Origin of the sequence: Actinoplanes awajinensis subsp. mycoplanecinus, assembly GCF_001509495.1 — a bacterium.
Taxonomy (GTDB): domain Bacteria; phylum Actinomycetota; class Actinomycetes; order Mycobacteriales; family Micromonosporaceae; genus Actinoplanes; species Actinoplanes palleronii.
Genome location: NZ_LLZH01000223.1, coordinates 58,824 through 79,333, shown reverse-complemented (window position 1 = coordinate 79,333; position 20,510 = coordinate 58,824). Strand labels below are relative to the sequence as shown.

The following is a 20,510-nucleotide window of genomic DNA, read 5'->3' as shown; positions in this document are numbered from 1 at the left end:
GTGTCGCCCGGTGGCCGGAAAGCCGCCACGGCTCCGCAAGGCCTCGCTAGCCGGCGCCGACGTGCCGCGATCGACGAAGGTCAGCACCCGGGCGAGCCTGCCGTTGCCTGCGAGCCTTCTGTCAAGCGCGGAAGGCCCTCGCCAACGGGCTCATCGCCGTCGCGCTGTCCTCCACATCTGAGGACAGGCGCACCGTCCAGCTCAAGTTCACGATGCCGTCGGGCACCTGCGGCTGGGGCACGCTGGAGAAGTCCAGAATCCGGGCGGTGATCAGTGCCTGAGTCTCGTCGAAACGGCGCGGCGAGTTCAACGTCTCCCCCGCGACATTCACCGCTCGGTGCAAGACTGCCTGGCGCAGATCGGGCCGGTCCCGGAGCCGGCGGTCGATGCGGTCCAACAGGTCGAGCACACTCGTTCCGGAACCCACGTCCGAAGTCACGATCGAGACCACCACGACATTCGAGGTCGCCGACTGCTCCAACTGGGGCAGCGAGAAGATGTGCTGGCGATATGCGCTGGCGGTCGTCTTGACCTCTAAACGGTCGTTCCCCACCGCGAAGTCGAATACCCGTAACGGGTCGGATCCCCAAGCCTCGGCAAGAAGGATCGGATCGGAGGCATGCGCGATAACGAGTAGCTCGCCCCACAAGCCGATCTCCTCGCGTTGCGTGGCGTTACGCATCGCGGCGAACAACGACCGGAGCGCTTCTACCCCTCGCCCGATGGCTTCAACATCAGCTCCTTGATCCAACTCGTTGACGAGATGGGTGAAAATTCCCAGAAGTACGTGCTGCTCGGCATTTGTGGCGACGTTACAAGCCACCAGCCCCGTGGTCTCCTGCCAAGTCGCTCCGCTGTCGTCGCTCATCGTCAGCAGAACCCGAGGACGGTATTCCAGGCGGCGCAATCTCAGGGCGTGCCGCGATGCGGCCGGGACGACAAGGATGACCCGTTCCTCAGCGTCCCGCCCGATCCGGCAACCACTGCGACCGAGGGGCATGGAAAGCACCACGCCACCGGTCTGCTGGGCAATGGCGGGATCAACCTTCTGCAGGGCGGATCGCAGAGCGACATCGTCAATCATCTGGGAAGCTCCCAGTAGACACGGCGCTCCCACCCGTCAGGAATGCCGACGGCCAGTGCCGGCACGGGACCGGTGCCCGAGCCCTGCGGATCGACCATATGAACCTGCACGGTGATTGCGGTCGGCTCACGAAACGCCTCATCGCCCGGGTACCTGTCTTGCGTCGAGGCACGGCCCTGGAAAAGGCGAGAGATGCTGAGTGAGTTGGACACTGAGCGTGATCGATTACGGGGCTCGAGGTTGTCCATCCCCATGACGACCACCTGGAGCGGCTTGTCGACTACACCGTCCTGAACCGCGGCGATGAGGAAGAGAAGACGGTCGAGCTGCTCGCGCTCCACCGGCGAGCACGCCCAGGCCTCGATGAGCTGCATGGCTTCTGCGTAGTTCCAGGGAGCGATGTGGTGTCGGCCGTGCTCCGGGCCAGGCCGCTGATCCCTCTGATCGGGCGATCCGAGCCTTTCCAACAGCTTGCTGACCTCAGTCAGCAGGCCAGCGTTGTCGGTGGCCAGGCCCTCAAAGTAGAGATCTTCCTGGCGGAACGGGAACTTGCTCTTCCCGACGACCGCGGTCTCCGACGAGAGGGTGATCACCTGTTGCCGGGTCGGCCGCAGATCCGGGTCGAGAAGCAGCTTCCGGCGCCATTCCTTGAGTGAAGATCCCTTCTGGTCAACCTCGCGGAGCTGCGCCTGCATGGAATGCTCATGCTCGACATATTGCTTGAAGATGCGGGCCAGGTCGGCGGAGAACCATCCACGCAACAGGTCGAGATACGGCCGCTTGTAACCGAAGAACCTCCCTCGCTGCTGGATGGTGTCCGCATTGCCCACACCCGGGCCGCGCGGCATATAGGTCACCGCGAGGCTCTGCACGGTGAAGCCCCGGTCCAGCTTGTTCCCGCCGATCACGATCCAGCCCGGGAACGTCTTCCACTCCTCCTCGGGGATCTCCGCCGCTGTCTCGCTGTTGACGACGCGCTGCTCGACCCGATTCAGATACACCCGAGCGGTACTCAACATGCTTCTCAGGTGTGTTGGCTCCTCCTGGTAGGACGGAAGCTCGGGCACCGTCCGCGCAAGGTCCTCATACGCCGGCACGAAGGTGTCATCCAACAGCTCACCGTAGGCAACGTCGTCCTCGTCGCGCAGCACCTCACGCCAGTCGTCGAGGATCGCCTTGACCCACTCGTCGTACTTCTTGTGCAGGTCCTTCGTTGATGCCGGGTGCACCAGCATCGCCAATGGCCGCGGGCCATTCCGCCGCTGAGCGACCACCAGCGCCAGCGCCCAGAAGGCCAGGGCATCGGCGAGCGATCGAGGCGCAGCCTCGGCGGACGGGTCGAGCGCCGCGACCATGTCCTGCTCGGTGATCTGCCGCACGAACTGTGAGGACTGGTCCGCGAAGAGATCCGCACCGCCTACGTAGTCGTGACCCGCGGCAAGCATGGTCACCTTCTCCGGGGAGAGGGCATCCGCAATCGAGATGAGCAACGGCGCTTGCGGCGTCGCCGTGTACATCAAGTAGACGTGGCGAGCCAGCGCAGCCCGCATTCCCTGCACAGCGGCATAGACGGTGCTCTCCTGCCCCTTGGCCGCTTTGATGTTCAAGCTCGCCTGGTCGGCCTCATCGTCGATGACCAACGCCCGCACCGGACGCGCCATGCGCTTGTCGAAGACCTCGTTCAGCAGGTTGGTCAACGCATCCAGACGGCCTGCGTGCTTGAGCACGAAAAGTACGGCCGTCTGTCGCTCATCGGCCGAGAACGCCGGGTCGGACCACTCCTGCAGCAGTCGTAGCAGGCTGTCGGTATCCGCAGCGGTAGGGTTCGTCCACGTCCGCCACGGGTTCAGGCCGCCGTCACCGTACACATTGAGATCGCGCTTGAGCCGCTTCTCAGTCTGCGTGAGTAGATTGTTCTTGGTCCCGGCGAGCACGACGATCAGCGGGTAGTCGTTGTCACGGGCGAGAGCCATCACGGTGGTGAAGGACAGCGTCTTGCCGCTCTGCACCTCCCCCACCACCAGCTGAGCAGCGGACCACTCATCTCGTGCGCTTCCGCAGCGTGCGAGCACACGCAGCGATTCCTCGCGAATGCTTAGCTGTGCCTCCTCCGGAAGCCCGGAGAGCACCCGTTGCGCCTGCTCACCGACGGCAGGGAGGAACTCTCCATTGTCATCGGACGACACGATGGCCTTGACATAGCTACTCATAATGCGGTCGGAATCCTTTGCGAAAGCGGGCCTTCAAGAAGCTTGTTCAGCGCTGTGCGCAGCGTCGAAGCCCGGCCTTGGGGAGCATTGCGTGCCTGGATCTCCGCGAGCGCGACGGCGAGGCACAGGCGCAGAATCGGCTCTATGTCTCCGTCCGGCAGACTGGCGAAGGATCGCATGAACGGCGCCGCCCGATTCACCCTGATGACCTCCGTTCCGTCCTCTCGGACGATCCGGATCAGGCTGGTGTCAAAGGGCTCGTTCACGACCTCGAATCGTGCCGAGACGCCGAAGGACTGCGGGATGACGATCTCGGCCGAGATCGGACGGTCGGGCTCATTGCCGTTCGACACAGCGCGCTGCATCGGCAGGTCGAGGCGGGCGATGTCATCGCGTTGGGATGGTGCGGTCAAGGACTGCGCGGCAGCTGAAGCACTGGCATTGACCGCCCGCTGCACCTCAGCCTCGACGTCGATCTCCTCGCGGCCGTGCTCCGATTTCCGGAAGCCGTTCGCCATACGAAGCAACGGAAGCGGCTCTGCGTCGAGGGCATCATGCAGTGACTCGATAAAGGCATCCTCGTCACCGCCCCAGATGACGTCGTCCTTTGAGTACGCAACACCCAGCTCGGAGACGTCGAGCTCGCCAAAGATGCGCTGATAGGCAAAGGAGTTCGACCGGCCGAAGATGCTGTCCGGCCGATAGCTGCCCTCCGTGTCCTTCGCCATGCTTCCGGCGCCGACCACAACTTTGCCCCGGTAGAGCAGGGAGAGGCCCGCTTCAATCGTCGAGCCCTTCTCCCGGATGGCGACCCAGCCTGTGATTTGGCGGCCAGAGCCCAGGAGCACGTCGATGTCTTTCTTCCAGACTTCCACCGGCCCTTTCGGGGTGTCCCAGCGGGGAGCGGCGAGAATAGTCGGCTCGCGATACGCGAGGGCCTCGTTGTGCACGATCAGCTCGATCTCTCCAGAACGGAGAAAGGATCTATAGATGCTGCCGAGGTAGCTTCGAATCTTGCCAAGCGTGCGTCCGGTAGGTGTGGGCTGATTCAGATGGTGGAGCGTGACAATCGTCCCGTGCGTACGTGGATCAGCAGGAAAGACCTCGACCCGCACCTCGTCACTTCGCGTCTCGAGGATCTTCGGGATGTCGATCTCCACGACTCGTTGGGTGCTCTCGCCGAGGGCAGACGTCTGCACCGTGAACTTCCGGGCGTACCAGCACGCAGCGCTCTTCATCCCGATACCGAACTGCGACAGGCCAGTTCGGTCCGGCGGAGGCTGCGCTGGCGCGAACGCTCGGGGGATGTCGGCGGCTCGGATACCGGCCGCATTGTCCCGGACAATGATCGAATCGTTCACGACCTGGATCTCGATGCGCAACCGGAAGGCCGGGTAAAGACTCTGGAGAGCGTCCTTGTTGGCTCGATAGCTCTGAATCGCGTTGTCAACGAGCTCGCCCAAGGCGTACCAAGCCTTGTACTTCATCGACGGGAAGAGGGCAAGCATGCCGACTCCCGGGCGAACTGAGACGCTATCCGAAGAGACGGTTGCCGAAGCCATAGAAATTGTAATCGCCCTCCCCCAACGGCGAACCCACCGCAGGACCCTCGCTTTGACCCCAACAGCACTGCAATAGGGTCATTCCACTTCCAAGGCAGTCTCTAGGACGGCCCCGGGCGTCGGTAGCGGCTGAACGGATGAACACCGCGGACGTGGGAATAGGTCACGTCTGGAGCAAGACGTTCCTCCCCTCGCACTACGCGATGTTCAGGCAGCGGCGTCCGCGGCCAGCCGGTTGCGGCCGCCGCGCTTGGAGACGTAGAGGTGGGCGTCCGCCCGGTCGTAAAGATCCCGGCCCGGCACGCGGCCAGGCCCATGCTCAGCGTCACCGTCAGGCCCGGCATGATCGTGCTCCAGTCCCGGGCCAGGATCACCCGGCGGATCCGCTCCGCGATCTGGCGGGCCTCCTCCTCGCCGACGGCCAGGAACACCGCGAACTCGTCGCCGCCGAAGCGGATCGCCACCTCGTCGTGCCGGCAGTGCGAGCGCAGCACCGCGGCGATCTCGCCCGGCACCCGGTCGCCGACGCCGTGCGAGTAACGGTCGTTGATCGCCTTGAAGTGGTCCACGTCGATGAGCAGCAGCGACCGCCGGTCGTGGCCGTGGTGACCCGGCGGTCGAACATCCGCTGGTTGCCGAGCCCGGTCAGCGCGTCCGTGGCCGCGGCCAGGTCGGCGGTCGTGCGGGCGGCGCGGTAGGCCTGTCGCAGCATCGTGCGCCGGTCCATCCGCAGCTGCCACAGCGCCTCGACGTGACTGCGCAGCGACTCCAGCACCGCCTGGGTGACCTCGCCGGGAAACTCCAGCGCGGCCGTGATCGTCAGCTCGTACTGGAAGAGGAGCCGCTGCGAGCGCAGGACGGCGAGTTCCACGGCGGCCCGGAACTCGCGGCGGGCGGCCCGCCACTCACCGTTCGCCCGCAGGGCAAGCCCGTGCGCGAGGTGTAGCAGCCGGGCTTCGTGGCTCTGCTCGGCCGCGCGCAGAGGAGCACCGTGAGTTGCCGGTGCTGATCTGGACGGTCACGTCACGGGCGCTGATCGGTCACGCGGAACTGTGCGAGGTGGATGCGGGTCCGGGACGGCGGGTGTTCACGGCGTGGGCGGATGCGTTGCCTGCGGGCGAGGGCTGTGATCCGGTGCCGGTGCTCGACGATGACGGTGTGACCCGGTTGCGGGCGGTCCGGCGGTGCAGCGGGGTGCCGGTCGTGTTGACCGCTGCGGTGCACCCATTCTGAGCTGGGCGGCCGGTCAGTTGTCGTGTTTGGCGGCGGGGACCCGGCCCAGATCGCCGCGGTTGCGTAGCCGGTAGCTGTCGCCTTTGAGGGAGACGACCTCGGCGTGGTGCACGAGCCGGTCGATCATGGCGGCGACGACGTCGTCGCCGAAGACCTCGCCCCAGCGGCCGAAGGGTTTGTTGCTGGTGACGATGAGGCTGGCGCGTTCGTAGCGGGCCGAGACCAGTTGGAAGAACAGGATGGCGGCTTCGGGTTCGAACGGGATGTAGCCGACCTCGTCCACGATCAGCAGCGGGGTGCGGCCGAGTTTGGTGATCTCGGCCTGGAGCCGGCCTTGCTGGTGGGCGGTCGCGAGCCGGGCGACCCAGTCGGAGGCGGTGGCGAACGCGACCCGGTGCCCGGCCTGGCAGGCCCGGATCCCCAGCCCGATGGCCAGCATCGTCTTGCCGGTGCCAGGCGGCCCGAGGAAGATCGTTTCGCCACGGTGGCGACGAGCGCGCCGGCGTCGTCCACCACGTCGATCCTCACGGTGGTGTCGTCCACCCGGGAAATCCGCGCCCGCGCCCGGCCGCTCCCGGAGCCGAGCAGCACGCCGGACCACGAGAACGGCAGATCGGTGGCCGATCCGGCCTGCTTGTCGAGCAGGGCTCCGTGCAGCGCCACGTCGAGCAGCGCCGGATGCACACCGAAACCGGCGCCGGCCTCGTCCGGCACGGTCAGCTCGGTGTAGACGTCGGCGCCGTCGCGCCACGCCGCCCGCACGCCCTGGAAGATCGGCCCGTACTCGCATCCGGCCTCGGCCAGGCGCCCGTACAGGGCGTCCACCGGCACCGGGGTGGCGCCGGCGGGCGGCCAGGACGGCGGGAACGGCAGCGCCGCCGCCGGGGCCGTGCCGAGCCAGCCGCGGGCGTGACAGCTGACCCGGGAGGCGTCGGCCACCGTGGCGTGCGGCTGCCGGGAGTAGATCGCCACCTCGCGGCGGCCGTCCGGGTCGACCTCGCCCACCCGGACCTGCAGCAGCCGGGCCTCGTCGGCCGCCAGCACCAGTGGCGCCTGCAGCACCAGCTCGTCCACCACCGGCGCGCCGAGCTGCTCGCCGGTCGCCGCGGCCAGCTCCACCAGGGCGGCGCCGGGCATCACCACGGCGCCGAACACCGAGTGGTCGGCCAGCCACGGCTGCGCCTGCGCCGACACCCGGCCGGTGAACATCCACTCGTCGCGGTCGCCGAGCGGCACGACCGCGGCGAGCAGCGGGTGGTCGAGCCGGCCGGGTGTCGGCGGCGGCCACGTCGCCGGCCGCCGCGCGCAGACCGGGTCTCGATCATCCAGGACTGGAACATCTCGACGTGATGCTTCTTTACCACGGTCGGGTCGGTCGCGGCGCCGGAGGCGGCGTACTCGGATTCCGGTGAGCGCAGATACCGGGCCAATTGTGTTGCGGCCAGAAGATAGTTGTATCGGGTCGTTTCCGGGTGATTCGCGGCCCGAAGCGTGCGGTCCCAGTCGCGGATGAAGTTCGCCCAGTCGGTTCCCTCCAGGCCTTTGAGGAGGGAGCTGAGGTTGAATAGGGGCATCTCTGGTCACCTGCCGAGTCAAGGGGTCTACAAGCGGCGTGCTCGACCCGGCAAGACGTACCAAGACAACAAAAGAGGGCCTCTGACCTGCAGAGACCCTCTCGATGTCGGGCTGACAGGATTTGAACCTGCGACCCCTTGACCCCCAGTCAAGTGCGCTACCAAGCTGCGCTACAGCCCGATCCCGCCCGGAACCTCAGCCCCGCGCGACATCTCCTAAAGCTTACCAACCTCACCCATGCGCTTTCCCGCGACCCCCCGGCCCGGTCTTCTTCCTCGGCTTCACCGAGATCTCGATCGGCGTCCCCTCGAACCCGAACTCCTCACGGAGTTTGCGCTCGATGAACCGCAGGTACCCGGCGTCGAACGGCCCGGTCGTGAACAGCACGAACCGCGGCGGAGCAGCTCCCGCCTGGGTCGCGAACAGCACGCGAGGCGCCCGCCCACCACGAACCGGGTGCGGCGTGCCCTGCGTCAACGCGGTCAGCCACTGGTTCAGCGCGCCCGTCGGAACCCGCTGCTCCCAGCCCGCCAGCGCACGGCGGACGGCAGGCGCGAGCTTGTCGACCGCGCGGCCCGTCTTGGCCGAGATGTTGACGCGGATCGCCCAGGTCACTCGTTTGAGGTCACGGTCGATCTCTTTGTCCAGGTAGAACCGGCGGTCCTCGTCGACCAGGTCCCACTTGTTGAAGGCGATCACCAGGGCGCGACCGGACTCGATCACCTGGGTGATCACTCGCTGGTCCTGCTCGCTGATCACGTCGCCGGCGTCCAGCAGGACGACGGCGACCTCGGCGGCCTCGACGGCGCCGGCGGTACGCAGGGCAGCGTAGTACTCGGTGCCGGATGCCTGGTGGACGCGCTTGCGCAGGCCCGCCGTGTCGACCAGCTGCCAGATCTCGCCGTCCATCTCGACCAGACTGTCGACCGGGTCGACGGTGGTGCCGGCGACCGAGTCGACGACCGCGCGCTCCTCCTTGGCCATCCGGTTGAGCAGGCTGGACTTGCCGACGTTGGGCCGGCCGACCAGCGCGATCCGGCGCGGGCCACGCGGGGCGCCCTCGATGATCGGCGGGGTGGGCGGCAGCGCGCGGAGGATGTCGTCGAGCAGGTCACCGGAGCCGCGGCCGTGCAGCGCCGAGATCGGGTGCGGCTCGCCGAGACCGAGCGACCACAGCGACACCGCCTCGAGCTCGAGGTTCTGGTTGTCGGCCTTGTTGGCGATCAGGATGACCGGCTTGTGGCTGCGCCGCAGCATCTTCACCGCGGCCTCGTCGACGTCGGTGGCGCCGACCGTGACGTCCACGACGAAGATCACCACGTCGGCGGTCTGCACCGCGATCTCGGCCTGGGCGGCGATCGCGCCGGCCCGGTCCTTGGCGTCGGGTTCCCAGCCGCCGGTGTCGACGACGGTGAACCGGCGACCGGTCCACTGCGCGTCGTAGGGCACCCGGTCCCGGGTCACCCCGGGAACGTCCTCGACGACCGCCTGGCGGCGGCCGATGATGCGGTTGACCAGCGTCGACTTGCCGACGTTGGGGCGGCCGACGACGGCGACGACCGGCACCGGTCCGGTATGGGACTCGTCATCGATCGGCGATGAGGAGTCAGAGGCGTAGTCGATCCCGCCCTCGAAATCATTGATGTCGAGGCCGGCGGGGAATTCAGTCACTTACTTACCTTGCTGTCGAGCAGACTCAGGAGGTGCTGCACGACCTCGTCGATACCCATTCCGGTGGTGTCCACCTCGAGGGCGTCGGAGGCCTGGCGCAGCGGGTCGGTAGCACGGCTGGAGTCCAGCTTGTCGCGGCGCGCCAGGTCCGCTTCGGTGGCCGCCACATCGGTGGCGTCCTCGGCGCTGCGCCGCGCGGCGCGGGCGGCGGCCGAGGCGGTCAGATAAACCTTCAGATCAGCGTCCGGCGCGACCACCGAGGCGATGTCCCGGCCCTCGACGATGATCCGCGGCTGCGACGCGATGATCGCCTGCTGCAGCGCGACCAGGTGTTTGCGGACCGCCGGCACCGCGGCCACGGCGGAGACCGCTCCGGTCACCTCGGCGCCCCGGATGGGTTCGTCGACATTCGTCCCGTTGGCGGCGAAATGCGGTGCCGCCGGGTCGGTGCCGATTGACAACTCGGTCTCCAGCGCGATCTTCGCGATGGCGTCCGGATCGGTCAGATCCACACCGGCCTGCAGCACCGCCCAGGTCACCGCGCGGTACATCGCGCCGGTGTCCAGATACACGCCGTCGACCGCGGTCGCCAGACGACGGGAGACGGTGGACTTGCCTGAGCCGGACGGGCCGTCGACTGCGACGACGCACTCCTTCGGCCGTACCTCTAGCGCCACCGTTCCTCCTGACATCCCCACGGCAACAACCCTCCCATTGTGCCCGCCGTCGCGGCGCCCGACGAACCTGGGGCACCCCGCGACCTGCGGGTGATCACCACGACACGCTCACGCAGCACCGGGACCGGACCCGGGCGACGCTGCGGAGAACGGCCGCTTTCACTCCGTACAAAATCGGGGTTGAGACCGCTGCGCCTGCGGCGCCGAACCAACCGCATCGCTTGCGGCCGACGGTGGTCCTTGTTCTTTCCCGGGTACGACGTGAGCCTCCCCCGTCCACGACTGAGATCCGCCGTGGGGGATTTCGGATGCCAGGTCCAGCCTACCGGACCCGCCAGACCCGCGACGATCGGGCGAAAAGCCCTCTTGACCAGCACTTTCGCCGCCTTACGCTGGCACTCACGTCGATCCGTCAGGGGGCCGGATGCACGCGGGTGAGGCCTGGAGCCGTTCGTCACACATGAAACGCCACTGGCCGGCCCTGCCGGAGCCGGACGCCGTGCTGGAGGGCCTCGCGGTGAATCCCGCGTTGCCCGGCCCTCTGTTGCTCCGGCTCATCGCGGAGCACAGCGGGGCCGCGGCCGACGGGCTCGCCGAGCGCGAGCCACTGCCCGCCACGGCCGTCACCGCGATGGCCGGGCACCCCGATCCGTGGGTACGCGCCGCTCTCGCCGGCAACCGATCGGTCGCCGCGGAGATCCGGCTGCGGCTGCACGACGACCCGGACCCGCTGGTCCGGCAATGGATCCAGAACGTCCGCGACCTGCCCCGCCCGGAGTCCGCGTTGTCGCGGATCCTGGAGCGGTATCTGAGCTGGAGCGAACGGGGGATGCTCACCGACCCGGAACTGATCGGCGAGCTGATGGAGGAAGCCACCCGCGACCGGCGGCTGGTGGCCCTGCTCACCCGGCACCCGGACGATCGGTTCCGGACAGCGGCCTGCGTCTTCGGCAGTGTCGACCCCGACCTGCGGGAGATCCTGCTCCGGGACCGGTCCGCGACGGTCCGGTCCCGGATGGCCGCCATCCTGACCGAACGGGCCCGGCCGAGCACGGCAGCCGACCTCGACGGCATCCGCGGGATGCGACGCGGCAGCGTGCTGACCGCGCCGCTCTCCCCCGAGCTGCTGGCCCGGGTGCTCGCCGAGGGTGACGAGGATGACCTGGCGGTGCTGACCTATAACGATCACCTGCCGCCGGAGGCGGTCGCGGCTCTGCTCGCCCATCCGCTCCCGGCCGTCCGGCGGGCGTTCGCGGGCCGCCGGCAGCTGACCGCGGCCCAAGCGGTCCGCCTCGGCGCGGACCCGGACCCGTCGGTCCGGACCGCGGTCTCCCTGCACCCGGTGCTGACCGAGGAGCAGTTGTCCGCCATCGACATCGACCCGGGCAGCGCGGGCTCCGACAGGCACTATCCGAAGCCGTCCCGCGAGGTGCTCGCCCGCTGGGCGACCTCGGTCAACCCGCTGCTGCGCCGGCGGGCCGCCGAGGACTCCCGGCTGCCGGCCGCGCTGGCGGCGGGGCTGGCCGGCGACACCGACCGCGAGGTCCGGATGCGGGTGGGCCGGTTCCACCCCGCCGTCGTGCCGCCGGCGCTGATGCTGGAGTCCTACCTGGATCGGCCGCATGCCGGGAGGTGCGGCTGCGGCATCCGGATGCTGCGGCACGCGGACTTCCCGGTGGCCGGGCTGGCCCGGTTCGCCACGCATGACTCCCCCGCCGTGCGCCTGCTCGCCACCTACGATCCGCAAGCCGATCCGGCCCTGCTGGAGGACCTGCTCACCGACCCGGACCAGGAGGTCCGCCGGGCCGCGGCCCGGTCCCGGCACCTTCCGGTGGCCCGGATCGTCGCCCTGCTCGACGAGCCTGAGCTGCGCGGCTTCGCCGCCGCCAACCCCGCCCTGCCGGTGACCGAGATGGCCCGCCGCCTCGAGCTCCCCCGGCTGGTTCCCAGAGGTGCCTCCGCACCTCCGAGACACCCCTAGCAACCAGCTCGAACCCAACGCCCCGGCCAGCGACGCTGGTGCTACCAGACGTCGCCGTCGCGCCAGTCGCAGATCAAGAGGGCGGCCTCGTTGAGCGGGGTGCCGTCGGGGACGGGGCGGACCAGGGTGCTGTCGTCGTCTTCCTCGGTGCGGCGGATGCCGGTGGGGGCGACTACCGCCGTGCCGCCTGGCCACAGGTGCCAGCCTCGGGTCAGATAGAGCGCGCGGCCGGCCCGGGACGCTGACAGGGCGCCGAGGGCGTAGCCGTGGTCGATGATGCGTTCGGCCTCGGTCATCACCGCGGTGGCGAAGCCGCGGCGCCGGTGGGCCGGGTGCACGGCGACCGCTTCGACGTAGCCGCACCGCCAGGAGCGGCCCTGGTGCAGGAAGCGGCGCTGCACCACCGCGCCGTGCGCGATCAGGGTGCCGTCCACAGAGATCAGGATGTGCAACCCGCCGAGGGTGTGCTCCCAGTCGTGGTCGTCGAAGTTGCCGGCGAAGGCGTCGTCGAGCAGGGCGCGCAGACGGGCACGATCGCTCGATGTGAGATCGGCGGTGGCCACCGTGCGAAGGACAGTCATGCCGCATGGTCCCAGAATTCCGGCACCATTTCGGTAATCGCCACGGATACGCACTGTCACTTTTTCGCACAGAAGCGGGCCGGGTCGCGCACAGGGCCCGCCAAGATTGCATTTCTAGGTTCCTGACCCAGGGATTCCGGGCCGTTCCGGAAACGAAAGGGAAACTGTGCCGAAGGAACCGAGGAGAATTCACCGGCCGCGTCCACGATGGATCGTTTTCGCCGTGCTCATCAGTTTGTTCGCGAGCATTCTTCTGGTGAACGGACTCGTTCAGGGTGAATTCACCCAGGACGGGGCGACCGCGGCCACCACGCAGACCTCGCAGGTGCCGGCCGAGGCGCTCACCGGCGGGCCGATCATCGCGACCGACGGGACCACGACCACCAGCGTGTCGGTGCCGGACAAGCAGATCGTGCTCACCTTCGACGACGGGCCCGACCCGGAGTACACCCCGGAGATCCTCGAGGTGCTCGCCGAGTACGGCGTCACCGGCACGTTCTTCATGATCGGTTCACAGATCAGCGAGTACCCGGACCTGGTCAGACAGGTCGCCGAGGCGGGCAACGAGATCGGCATCCACACCTACACCCACCCCGAGCTGTCCGGGGCGAGCGAGTGGCGGCGCACCGTCGAGATGCGCGAGACCCAGCTCGCGCTGGCCGGCGCGGCGGGGGTGACCAGCGTGATCTTCCGGCCGCCGTACTCGTCGACGGTGGCCGCGCTGGACGACGACAGCTGGGCCGTCATGCAGGACATGGGTGAGCAGGGCTACCTCACCGTGGTCAACGACCTGGACAGCCGGGACTGGGAACAGGACGTCACCGTCGACGACATCGTCGAGGCGGTGACTCCGGACGACGGCGCGGGGGCGGTGCTGCTCTTCCACGACGGCGGCGGGGACCGGTCGCTGACCGCCGACGCGCTGCGCGAGGTGATCCCGGCGTTGCTCGCCGAGGGGTACACGTTCACCACGGTGGCCGCGGTCTCCGGGATGGCGACGGTCAACCCGGACGCGACAGCTGGTGAGCAGGCGCTCGGGCTCGGCCTGGTCAGCGCGGTGCAGATCGCCACGCACGTGTCGGCGTGGTTCTCCGGGCTGCTGCTGATCTTCGGGGTGCTGACCGTGGCGCGGCTGCTGTTCATGCTGGTCCTGGGCCGGCGGCACGCCCGCCGCGGCCGTTCCGGGCACCGCTGGGGGCCGGCGTTCACCGAGCCGGTCACGGTGATCGTGCCGGCCTACAACGAGAAGGAATGCATCGCCGACACTCTCGGTTCGCTGGTGGCGAGCACCCATCCGGTACGGATCATCGTGGTCGACGACGGGTCCACGGACGGCACCGCCGAGATCGCCGAGGCCCTCGGGCTGCCCGGCGTGACCGTGCTCCGCCAGCCGAACAGTGGCAAGCCGGCCGCCCTGAACGCCGGCATCGCGGCCGCGGACACCGACGTCGTGGTGATGATGGACGGCGACACGGTGTTCGAGCCGGACACCGTACGCCTGCTGGTCCAGCCGTTCGCCGACCCCGCGATCGGGGCGGTCGCCGGCAACGCGAAGATCGCCAACCGGACCGGGATGATCGCGCTCTGGCAGCACATCGAGTACGTGGTCGGCTTCAGCGTCGACCGGCGCGCGCAGGACGTGATGGGCTGCATGGCGACCGTCCCGGGTGCCGTCGGCGCGTTCCGGACCGAGGCGTTGCGGCAGGTCGACGGGCTCAGCGACGACACCCTGGCCGAGGACACCGACCTGACCATGGCGATCGTCCGGGCCGGCTGGCGGGTGGTCTACGAGGAGCGGGCGCGGGCCTGGACCGAGGCGCCGGCCACCGTCGGGCAGTTGTGGCGGCAGCGCTACCGGTGGAGTTACGGCACCATGCAGGCGATGTGGAAGCACCGCCGGGCGGTGGTGGAGAAGGGCAGTTTCGGACGGCGGGGATTGCTCAATCTCGCGTTGTTCCAGACCCTGATGCCGTTGTTGTCGCCCCTCATCGACGTTTTCCTGATTTACGGTCTGCTGTTCCTTAATCCGGCCGAAACGGTGCTCGCCTGGTTCACCGTGCTGGCCGTCCAGGTGCTCAGCACGGTCTATGCGTTCCGGCTCGACGCGGAATCGCTGCGGCCGATCTGGCGGGTGCCGCTCCAGCAGTTCGTCTATCGCCAGCTGATGTATCTGGTGCTGATCCAGTCGACCCTCGCGGCGCTCGGTGGCATCCGCCTCGGCTGGCAGAAACTGCAGCGGGCCGGCGGCCTGAGCGCCCTGCTCGGCGCCCGCGCCCGGTGATCCCCGGCCGGCGTCGCGATACTGCGGCGACGGCCGAACTGTTCCGGCTCTACGGTGACCCCATGTCCGTCCCCGCCGTGTCCGACACCCGCGTCCGCCCGCCCGTCACCGTGCTCGTCGCGGTCCTGATCACCATCACCGCCTGGGCCTCCGCGTTCGTCGCGATCCGCGCCGTGCACGCCCACTTCGACGCCGGCCCGCTCGCGCTCGGCCGCCTCGCCACCGGGACGATCGCGCTCACCCTCGCCCTGCTCGCCACCCGCAGCTGGGTGAAACCGACCGGGCGCGAGTGGGCTCTGGTGATCGGCTGCGGGATCGTCTGGTTCGGCTTCTACAACGTGGCGCTGAACGCCGCCGAGCAGCGCCTGGACGCCGGCACCTCGGCCATGCTCGTCAACGTCGGTCCGATTTTGATCGCTCTGCTGGCGGGCGCGTTCCTCGGCGAGGGCTTCCCGCGCAGCCTGCTGATCGGCATCGGCGTGGCGTTCTGCGGCGTGCTGCTGATCGGCTTCGCCGGGCACGGCGACACCGCCGCCGACCCGCTCGGCGTCGCGCTCTGCCTGCTCTCGGCCGCCGCCTGGGCGATCGGTGTCACCCTGCAAAAACCCGCGCTGCGCCGGCTGCCCGCGCTGCAGGTGACCCAGATGGCCTGCACGGTTGGCATGATCACGACGCTGCCGTTCACCGGCGGGCTGATCGACGACCTGCGCGACGCGCCGGCCGGCTCGATCGCCGGGGTGGTCTATCTCGGCGTGGTGCCGACCGCTGTGGCGTTCGGCACCTGGGCGTACGCGCTGACCCGGATGAACGCCGGGCGCCTGGGCGTCACCACCTACCTGGTGCCGCCGCTGACCATCCTGATGGCGTGGCCGCTGCTGTCCGAAACTCCCCATCCCCTGGCCCTGGCCGGCGGGGCGATCGCCCTGGTCGGGGTGGCGCTCAGCCGCCGCCGCTGAGCACGGTCAGGCCGCGGCCGTCAGCCACCCGCACCTACCGGACATGATCACGGCTAGTCCGCCCGGTACCCCTCGAACAGCGGGCCGCCCGCGCTCGCCAGCACCTCGACGGCGAGCGCGGCCGGGTCGTCCCGCGCCGCGAGCCAGCGCTCGGCGAACTCCGGGTCGTGTTCGCGCAGCTCACGCAGCAGCCACTTGCCGGAGCTGACCCACCGGCCGGCCAGCGACAGCACCGCCTCGCCGGTGCCGGTCCACAGTCCAGCGGCGATCACGGTGCGTTCACCCGGGTCGGTCGCGTGCTGGAGGTCGTCCAGGCCGTCGGTCAGGCTGTAGCGCAGCCAGTCGTGCTGGGCGCCGGTCAACCGGCCCGGGCCCTCGGCGAGCACCCGCGCACACCGGGCCGGCAGGTCGCCCGGGTCGCCGAACAGGACCACGCCGTGCGCCAGCATCCGGTGCGCGCTCGGCTTGCGCTGGGCCTTCTCCCGCTCCAGGAAACCGTCGAGCCGTTCCCGGGTGTGCACGAACAACTCCACCGGCCAGCCCCGGTAGCGCAGGCTCTCCCGATGCCCCGGATCGGACTCGTCCATCACCACGATGTCCAGATCGGAACCGGCGGTCCGGTGCGGTCCGACCACACTGCCGGTCAGCAGCGCCCACGCGGCGTCCGGGAAGCGATCAGCGACGAGTTCACGGGCGACATCCACCGGTTCCATACCCGTGATCATGCCGGAGTGACCGGTTCCGGTCGCCGCGGACGGAATCCGGCGTATCGCCACCACCCGTTCGCTCGAATCCGGCAAATTTTTTCAGCGGTTGCGGAACACGCCTCTGACCTGCGCTTTTGTGACCGCTTCGAGGGGCTCCGGGAGGGCCGCCGGCGAAACCGCGTTGAACCGCCCACGCCGCAGGCCCCGTATGGCCCCCCAACCGGTGAACATCGACGGCCAACGACGAGGAGTGATCATGAGGTCGCGCACGTACCGACGCAACCAGGGCAACCCGGGGAACCGGCGGAAGACGATCGGCGCGGTAGTGGTCGCGGGGGTGCTGGTGGCCACCGGAGTGGCCGGGGTTCAGCTCGCGAACGCGAGCACCCAGCCCAAGGCAGCCAACCTGGTGAGCGTGGACGGTCAGCAGTTCGACGTCTCTCAATGCCAGGACCTGCAGGTGAACGCGGGCAGTGTGGTCTGCGACGGCGAGGAGCTGAAGCCGGTCGCGGCGGAACAGGACGCGGGCCAGGCGGCGGTCGCCTCGGCGCAGGCCCTGGAGGCGTCGTGCGACCAGTTCGCGCTGGACGCCGCCGCGGCCGCCGGCGAACAGGCCGGGGCTGCCGCCGAGCAGAGCGCGGCGGAGAACAAGGCCGCGAACAAGAAGCTGGCGAAGAAGTACGTGAAGTCGCTGAAGGGCAAGGCCGGCAAGGCCGCGGACAAGGGCGCCGCCGCCGAGCCGTCCGAGGCTGCCGCCGACGACGCGGCCGGTGCCGCGGAGGAGCAGGGCGCTGCCGGCGAGCAGGGTGCTGCCGAGGACCAGAACGCGGGCGACCAGGGTGCGGCGGCGAACGACGCCGCGGCAGCCGCGGTGACCTCGGCACAGGCCACCCTGCTGCAGGCGTGCCTGGCCCTCGCCGACGCGAAGGCCGTGGTGGCGGCCGGTGCCGGCGCCGCTGACGACCAGGGCGCCGCCGAGGACCAGAACGCGGGCGAGCAGGGCGCGGCCGGCGACGACGCCGCCGCCGGTGACGACGCGGCCGGTCAGGACGAGCAGGGCGCGGCCGACGAGGCCGGACAGGAGAGCGCGGCGCCTGCCGCCCACAAGAAGTAACCGGAGGCAGGCGGGCCGGGGCGACCGGTCGGCTGTCCTTCGTACCAAAGGCGGGGTGAACCGATGCCCCGCCTTTGGGTGCGTCGCGGCATGGGCCGCGACCCACCGCGGTCCCGGCGATTCTGCTGCGGCGACCGGTACCGCATTCCTACAGTCACAACCTATGCGTCGAATCACCCGCCTTCTCGCCACCGCGACCACCGGCATGGTGGCGGCCGCGCCGATCCCGGCACCGCCGCCGCTGCACCAGGGCTGGATCGTCACCCGGGCGGACAGCGCGCGGTGCCTGACCGGCGGGACGATCGGCACGGTCGTCAGCACCCGGCCCTGCGGCGGCGACACCCCCGGGCAGACCTGGTTCCAGGCCAGCGCCGGCACGTTCTACAACGGGGAGAACTGCGTCCGCGCGGAGCGTGCGGTGATGCGGGTGGCGGCGTGCGACGGCGGTGATCCGGCCCAGGAATGGTCGTTCGTGACGGTGCTGCGCAGCGAGGCCTCCGGCGCGTGCCTGACCGAGGAAAACATAAATTCTCTGGGGTACGGGACGGTGCGCCTGCGCGACTGCACCTGGCAGCGCAACCAGAAGTGGCGCTCCACCTCTTAATCGGTTGACCGTCCGATCCGGCGCTCCCTACCGTCGCGTGCCATGAAGGCACTGGTAGCCACCGACTACGGCCCGCCCGCGACGTTCACCGTCGCCGACCTGCCGATCCCGCGGCCCGGTGACGGCCAGGTGCAGATCCGGGTCGCGGCGGCCGCGCTCAATCCGGGCGACCTGGCACTGCCCCGCGGCGACCTGCGTTCCATGATCGAGCTGACGTTCCCGCACGTGCTCGGCAACGACTTCGCCGGGACGGTCACCGAGGTGGGCGACGGCGTGACCGGTTTTGCCGTCGGCGACGAGGTGTTCGGGCATGCCGTGCCCCGGGTCATGCGCCCGCTGGCCGCCACCGATCGGCCCGCGCTGGGCACCGGCACGCTCGCGGAATACGTCGTGGTCGAGGCCGGCACGCCGTTCCTCGCGCACCGGCCCGCGACCCTGCCCGCCGCCGACGCGGCCGCGCTGGCCACCAGCGGCCTGACCGCTCGCGCCGTGTCGATCACCGCGGGGGTCGCGGCCGGGGAGACGGTGCTGGTGGTGGGCGCCAGCGGGGGGATGGGCACCGCGCTGATCCCACTGCTCGCCGCGGCCGGCGCCAAGGTCATCGCCACCGGCGCGCCGGACGACGAGGCGGTGCTGCGGGAACTGGGCGCGGCCGAGGTGATCGGGTACGGGGACTATCCCGCCGGGGCCGACGTGGCGGTCAACTTCGCCGTGCCGGGCACGGAGCTGGGGCCGATCGCGGGTGCGCTCCGACCGGGCGGGCGGCTCTACACCGTGACGTTCCCGGTTCCCCGACCGGAATGGATCGGCCGCGACGACATCTCCTGTCAGGTGGTGCTGGACAAGGACGCGTCCCTGGGCGGGATGGCCGAGGTGGCCGCCGACGCCGTGGCCGGGCGGCTGCGGCCGTACCTCGCCGCGAGTTATCCGCTCACCGACGGCGTCCGCGCCTACACCGACCTGGCCGGGCGGCACACCCTCGGCAAACGGGTCATCAGGTGCGAGGAATGAGCCTGGACAGCGCGTGGGTGCGGCGGTGGCGGGACGATATGCGGGCGCTTGCCGAGCGGATCAACGGCGGGTTCCAGGAACGGTACGGATTCGCGCCCGGGGAGCACCGGATAAGCGGGCCGGCTGCCGATGAGGAATGGCCGGGCGTACCGGAAGATCTGTCGATTTTTTATTCCGTCGTCGGGGAGGTGAGCCTTCCGGATGTGCATGTCGGGTATTGGGTTCACCGGCCGTCGCTCGACGGTTTTCCGGAGGCGTTGAGCGACGGCCGGCGCATCGTGGTGTTCGGCACCGACGGCGGTGGCGGGATGTTCGCGCTGCCGGACGCCGGCCAGCCGGTGCTGCACCTGGTCGAGGGTGGTCTGCACGACGGTGTCCACGACGCCGACCACGTCACCGAGGTGGCCGCTGACCTGCGCGAATTCCTGGTCTTCCTGCACCGGCAGGCCGCGGACACCGCCGGGGACTAGGCGGCGAAACCGCCGTCGACGTTGAGCGTGGCGCCGGTGACGTAGCGGCCGTCCGGGCCGGCCAGGTAGGCCACGGCCGCCGCCACATCGGCCGGGTCCGCGTAGTGGCCGAGCGCGGTGAACCCCTTGATCGTCTCGGCCATCGGGCCGTCGGAGGGGTTCATGTCGGTGTTCGTGGGACCCGGGTTGACCAGGTTCACGGTGATCGCGCGCGGGCCGAGTTCCCTGCCCAGGGCCGTGGTCAGGCCGATCAGCGCGGTCTTGCTCAGCGCGTAGAGCGAGAAGCCGGGGAACGGCACCCGCTCGGTCATGTTGCTGCCGATGTTGATGATCCGGCCGCCGGTCGTCATGTGCCGGACCGCGGCCTGCGCGGCGACGAACGGTCCGCGCACGTTGACCGCGACCATCTGCTCGAAGTCGTCCGGGCTGACCTGCTCGATCAGGCCGGTATTGAAGGCCGCGGCGTTGTTGACCAGGATGTCCAGCCGGCCGAGCTCGGCGACCGTGCGGGTCAGCGCGGCGACGAGCGCGTCCGGGTCGGCGCTGTCGGCCTGCACGGCGATGGCGCGGCGGCCGGTCTGGTGGATGCGCTCGACGATGTCGTCGGCGTGCGTTTTGTTCTGGTGAAAGGTCAGCGCCACGTCGGCGCCTTCTGCGGCGAGGCGCCATGCGATGGCGGCGCCGATTCCCCGGCTGCCCCCACTGACGAATGCGACCTTGCCCTCGATCGTGTTTCCCATGCCGACGATCCTGCCGTCGACAATGGCGGCGGTCTGGCGGCGATCGGACTTCG

Annotated in this window: 17 protein-coding genes, 1 tRNA gene and 2 pseudogenes; 8 read left to right on the top strand and 12 right to left on the bottom strand. The window is 69.4% G+C overall.

The features are described from left to right. Positions 1-121: 121 nt before the first annotated feature. The 4 genes from ADL15_RS22720 to ADL15_RS55555 all read right to left on the bottom strand — a co-directional run bounded on the left by ADL15_RS22720 (position 122) and on the right by ADL15_RS55555 (position 5,425). Positions 122-1,084 (bottom strand): PD-(D/E)XK motif protein, encoded by a 963-nt coding sequence (locus ADL15_RS22720; RefSeq protein ID WP_067694646.1) that lies wholly within the window; start codon positions 1,082-1,084, stop codon positions 122-124. Then, on the bottom strand, positions 1,081-3,294 hold the full coding sequence (locus ADL15_RS22715) for a Z1 domain-containing protein (protein WP_067694643.1): 2,214 nt from the start codon (positions 3,292-3,294) through the stop codon (positions 1,081-1,083). The genes ADL15_RS22720 and ADL15_RS22715 overlap by 4 nt, the downstream gene beginning before the upstream one ends. Continuing rightward, complete coding sequence (locus ADL15_RS22710; protein ID WP_067694640.1) at positions 3,291-4,802, bottom strand: ATP-binding protein; 1,512 nt, start codon at positions 4,800-4,802, stop codon at positions 3,291-3,293. Before ADL15_RS22710 ends, ADL15_RS22715 begins: the two co-directional genes overlap by 4 nt. Positions 4,803-4,957: 155 nt before the next feature. After that, positions 4,958-5,425: a GGDEF domain-containing protein gene (locus ADL15_RS55555; RefSeq protein WP_067694637.1), complete on the bottom strand. Its 468-nt coding sequence runs from the start codon at positions 5,423-5,425 to the stop codon at positions 4,958-4,960. A 182-nt stretch (positions 5,426-5,607) separates the two neighbouring features. Between ADL15_RS55555 and ADL15_RS55550 the strand changes: the two genes are divergently transcribed. Further along, complete coding sequence (locus tag ADL15_RS55550) at positions 5,608-5,802, top strand: hypothetical protein (protein ID WP_067694633.1); 195 nt, start codon at positions 5,608-5,610, stop codon at positions 5,800-5,802. A 300-nt stretch (positions 5,803-6,102) separates the two neighbouring features. Here ADL15_RS55550 and ADL15_RS22690 read toward each other — a convergent pair. From ADL15_RS22690 to cmk, 5 genes and pseudogenes are all read right to left on the bottom strand, one after another. Continuing rightward, positions 6,103-6,561, bottom strand: a pseudogene (locus tag ADL15_RS22690) (ATP-binding protein); the annotation flags it as partial. A gap of 68 nt (positions 6,562-6,629) precedes the next feature. After that, a pseudogene (locus ADL15_RS55545) lies at positions 6,630-7,673 on the bottom strand (polyketide synthase dehydratase domain-containing protein); the annotation flags it as partial. 97 nt (positions 7,674-7,770) lie between these two features. Next, a tRNA-Pro gene (locus tag ADL15_RS22680) sits at positions 7,771-7,844 on the bottom strand. A gap of 51 nt (positions 7,845-7,895) precedes the next feature. Continuing rightward, positions 7,896-9,287: a ribosome biogenesis GTPase Der gene (gene der / locus ADL15_RS22675; protein ID WP_232344291.1), complete on the bottom strand. Its 1,392-nt coding sequence runs from the start codon at positions 9,285-9,287 to the stop codon at positions 7,896-7,898. 44 nt (positions 9,288-9,331) lie between these two features. Beyond that, positions 9,332-10,027 carry a (d)CMP kinase gene (gene cmk, locus ADL15_RS22670; RefSeq protein ID WP_067694624.1) on the bottom strand — a complete coding sequence of 232 codons (696 nt, stop codon included), beginning with the start codon at positions 10,025-10,027 and terminating at the stop codon, positions 9,332-9,334. A 445-nt stretch (positions 10,028-10,472) separates the two neighbouring features. On the opposite strand from cmk, the gene ADL15_RS22665 reads away from it, so the two are divergent. Next, complete coding sequence (locus tag ADL15_RS22665) at positions 10,473-11,993, top strand: hypothetical protein (RefSeq protein WP_067694621.1); 1,521 nt, start codon at positions 10,473-10,475, stop codon at positions 11,991-11,993. A 41-nt stretch (positions 11,994-12,034) separates the two neighbouring features. Here ADL15_RS22665 and ADL15_RS22660 read toward each other — a convergent pair whose 3' ends face one another. Further along, positions 12,035-12,574: a GNAT family N-acetyltransferase gene (locus tag ADL15_RS22660; protein WP_067694619.1), complete on the bottom strand. Its 540-nt coding sequence runs from the start codon at positions 12,572-12,574 to the stop codon at positions 12,035-12,037. A gap of 256 nt (positions 12,575-12,830) precedes the next feature. Here ADL15_RS22660 and ADL15_RS22655 point away from each other — a divergent pair, with 256 nt between their 5' ends. Both ADL15_RS22655 and ADL15_RS22650 read left to right on the top strand, forming a co-directional pair. Next, entirely contained in the window at positions 12,831-14,855 is a 2,025-nt protein-coding gene (locus ADL15_RS22655; RefSeq protein ID WP_232344285.1) for a bifunctional polysaccharide deacetylase/glycosyltransferase family 2 protein, read from the top strand. Positions 14,856-14,917: 62 nt separating this feature from the next. Beyond that, on the top strand, positions 14,918-15,811 hold the full coding sequence (locus tag ADL15_RS22650) for a DMT family transporter (protein ID WP_067694613.1): 894 nt from the start codon (positions 14,918-14,920) through the stop codon (positions 15,809-15,811). Positions 15,812-15,864: 53 nt separating this feature from the next. Here the strand turns inward: ADL15_RS22650 and ADL15_RS22645 are convergent, their stop codons facing one another. Next, complete coding sequence (locus ADL15_RS22645; RefSeq protein WP_067694610.1) at positions 15,865-16,524, bottom strand: nucleotidyltransferase family protein; 660 nt, start codon at positions 16,522-16,524, stop codon at positions 15,865-15,867. A gap of 250 nt (positions 16,525-16,774) precedes the next feature. On the opposite strand from ADL15_RS22645, the gene ADL15_RS22640 reads away from it, so the two are divergent. The 4 genes from ADL15_RS22640 to ADL15_RS22625 all read left to right on the top strand — a co-directional run bounded on the left by ADL15_RS22640 (position 16,775) and on the right by ADL15_RS22625 (position 19,717). Further along, entirely contained in the window at positions 16,775-17,632 is an 858-nt protein-coding gene (locus ADL15_RS22640) for a hypothetical protein (RefSeq protein WP_232344284.1), read from the top strand. Positions 17,633-17,795: 163 nt separating this feature from the next. Then, the gene (locus tag ADL15_RS22635) at positions 17,796-18,236 is read left to right on the top strand and encodes an RICIN domain-containing protein (protein WP_083971600.1); all 441 of its coding nucleotides are present in this window, start codon (positions 17,796-17,798) and stop codon (positions 18,234-18,236) included. 42 nt (positions 18,237-18,278) lie between these two features. Beyond that, the gene (locus ADL15_RS22630; protein WP_067694601.1) at positions 18,279-19,247 is read left to right on the top strand and encodes an NADP-dependent oxidoreductase; all 969 of its coding nucleotides are present in this window, start codon (positions 18,279-18,281) and stop codon (positions 19,245-19,247) included. Beyond that, a complete protein-coding gene (locus ADL15_RS22625) occupies positions 19,244-19,717 on the top strand; it encodes a hypothetical protein (RefSeq protein ID WP_157441540.1) in 474 nt (157 codons plus the stop codon). Before ADL15_RS22630 ends, ADL15_RS22625 begins: the two co-directional genes overlap by 4 nt. Here ADL15_RS22625 and ADL15_RS22620 read toward each other — a convergent pair. Continuing rightward, the gene (locus tag ADL15_RS22620) at positions 19,714-20,457 is read right to left on the bottom strand and encodes an SDR family oxidoreductase (protein ID WP_067694595.1); all 744 of its coding nucleotides are present in this window, start codon (positions 20,455-20,457) and stop codon (positions 19,714-19,716) included. The two genes, ADL15_RS22625 and ADL15_RS22620, sit on opposite strands and share 4 nt — an antisense overlap. Between the last annotated feature and the right edge of the window lie 53 nt (positions 20,458-20,510).

What these genes read in the sequence shown, in the direction of transcription:
- ADL15_RS22720 (WP_067694646.1), bottom strand. Translation starts at nt 1,084, where the DNA reads ATGATTGACGATGTCGCTCTGCGATCCGCCCTGCAGAAGGTTGATCCC.
- ADL15_RS22650 (WP_067694613.1), top strand. Translation starts at nt 14,918, where the DNA reads ATGTCCGTCCCCGCCGTGTCCGACACCCGCGTCCGCCCGCCCGTCACC.
- ADL15_RS22710 (WP_067694640.1), bottom strand. Translation starts at nt 4,802, where the DNA reads ATGCTTGCCCTCTTCCCGTCGATGAAGTACAAGGCTTGGTACGCCTTG.
- ADL15_RS22620 (WP_067694595.1), bottom strand. Translation starts at nt 20,457, where the DNA reads ATGGGAAACACGATCGAGGGCAAGGTCGCATTCGTCAGTGGGGGCAGC.
- ADL15_RS22645 (WP_067694610.1), bottom strand. Translation starts at nt 16,524, where the DNA reads ATGGAACCGGTGGATGTCGCCCGTGAACTCGTCGCTGATCGCTTCCCG.
- ADL15_RS22660 (WP_067694619.1), bottom strand. Translation starts at nt 12,574, where the DNA reads ATGACTGTCCTTCGCACGGTGGCCACCGCCGATCTCACATCGAGCGAT.
- ADL15_RS22635 (WP_083971600.1), top strand. Translation starts at nt 17,796, where the DNA reads ATGCGTCGAATCACCCGCCTTCTCGCCACCGCGACCACCGGCATGGTG.
- ADL15_RS22625 (WP_157441540.1), top strand. Translation starts at nt 19,244, where the DNA reads ATGAGCCTGGACAGCGCGTGGGTGCGGCGGTGGCGGGACGATATGCGG.
- ADL15_RS22640 (WP_232344284.1), top strand. Translation starts at nt 16,775, where the DNA reads ATGAGGTCGCGCACGTACCGACGCAACCAGGGCAACCCGGGGAACCGG.
- ADL15_RS22715 (WP_067694643.1), bottom strand. Translation starts at nt 3,294, where the DNA reads ATGAGTAGCTATGTCAAGGCCATCGTGTCGTCCGATGACAATGGAGAG.
- cmk (WP_067694624.1), bottom strand. Translation starts at nt 10,027, where the DNA reads ATGTCAGGAGGAACGGTGGCGCTAGAGGTACGGCCGAAGGAGTGCGTC.
- ADL15_RS22665 (WP_067694621.1), top strand. Translation starts at nt 10,473, where the DNA reads ATGAAACGCCACTGGCCGGCCCTGCCGGAGCCGGACGCCGTGCTGGAG.
- ADL15_RS22630 (WP_067694601.1), top strand. Translation starts at nt 18,279, where the DNA reads ATGAAGGCACTGGTAGCCACCGACTACGGCCCGCCCGCGACGTTCACC.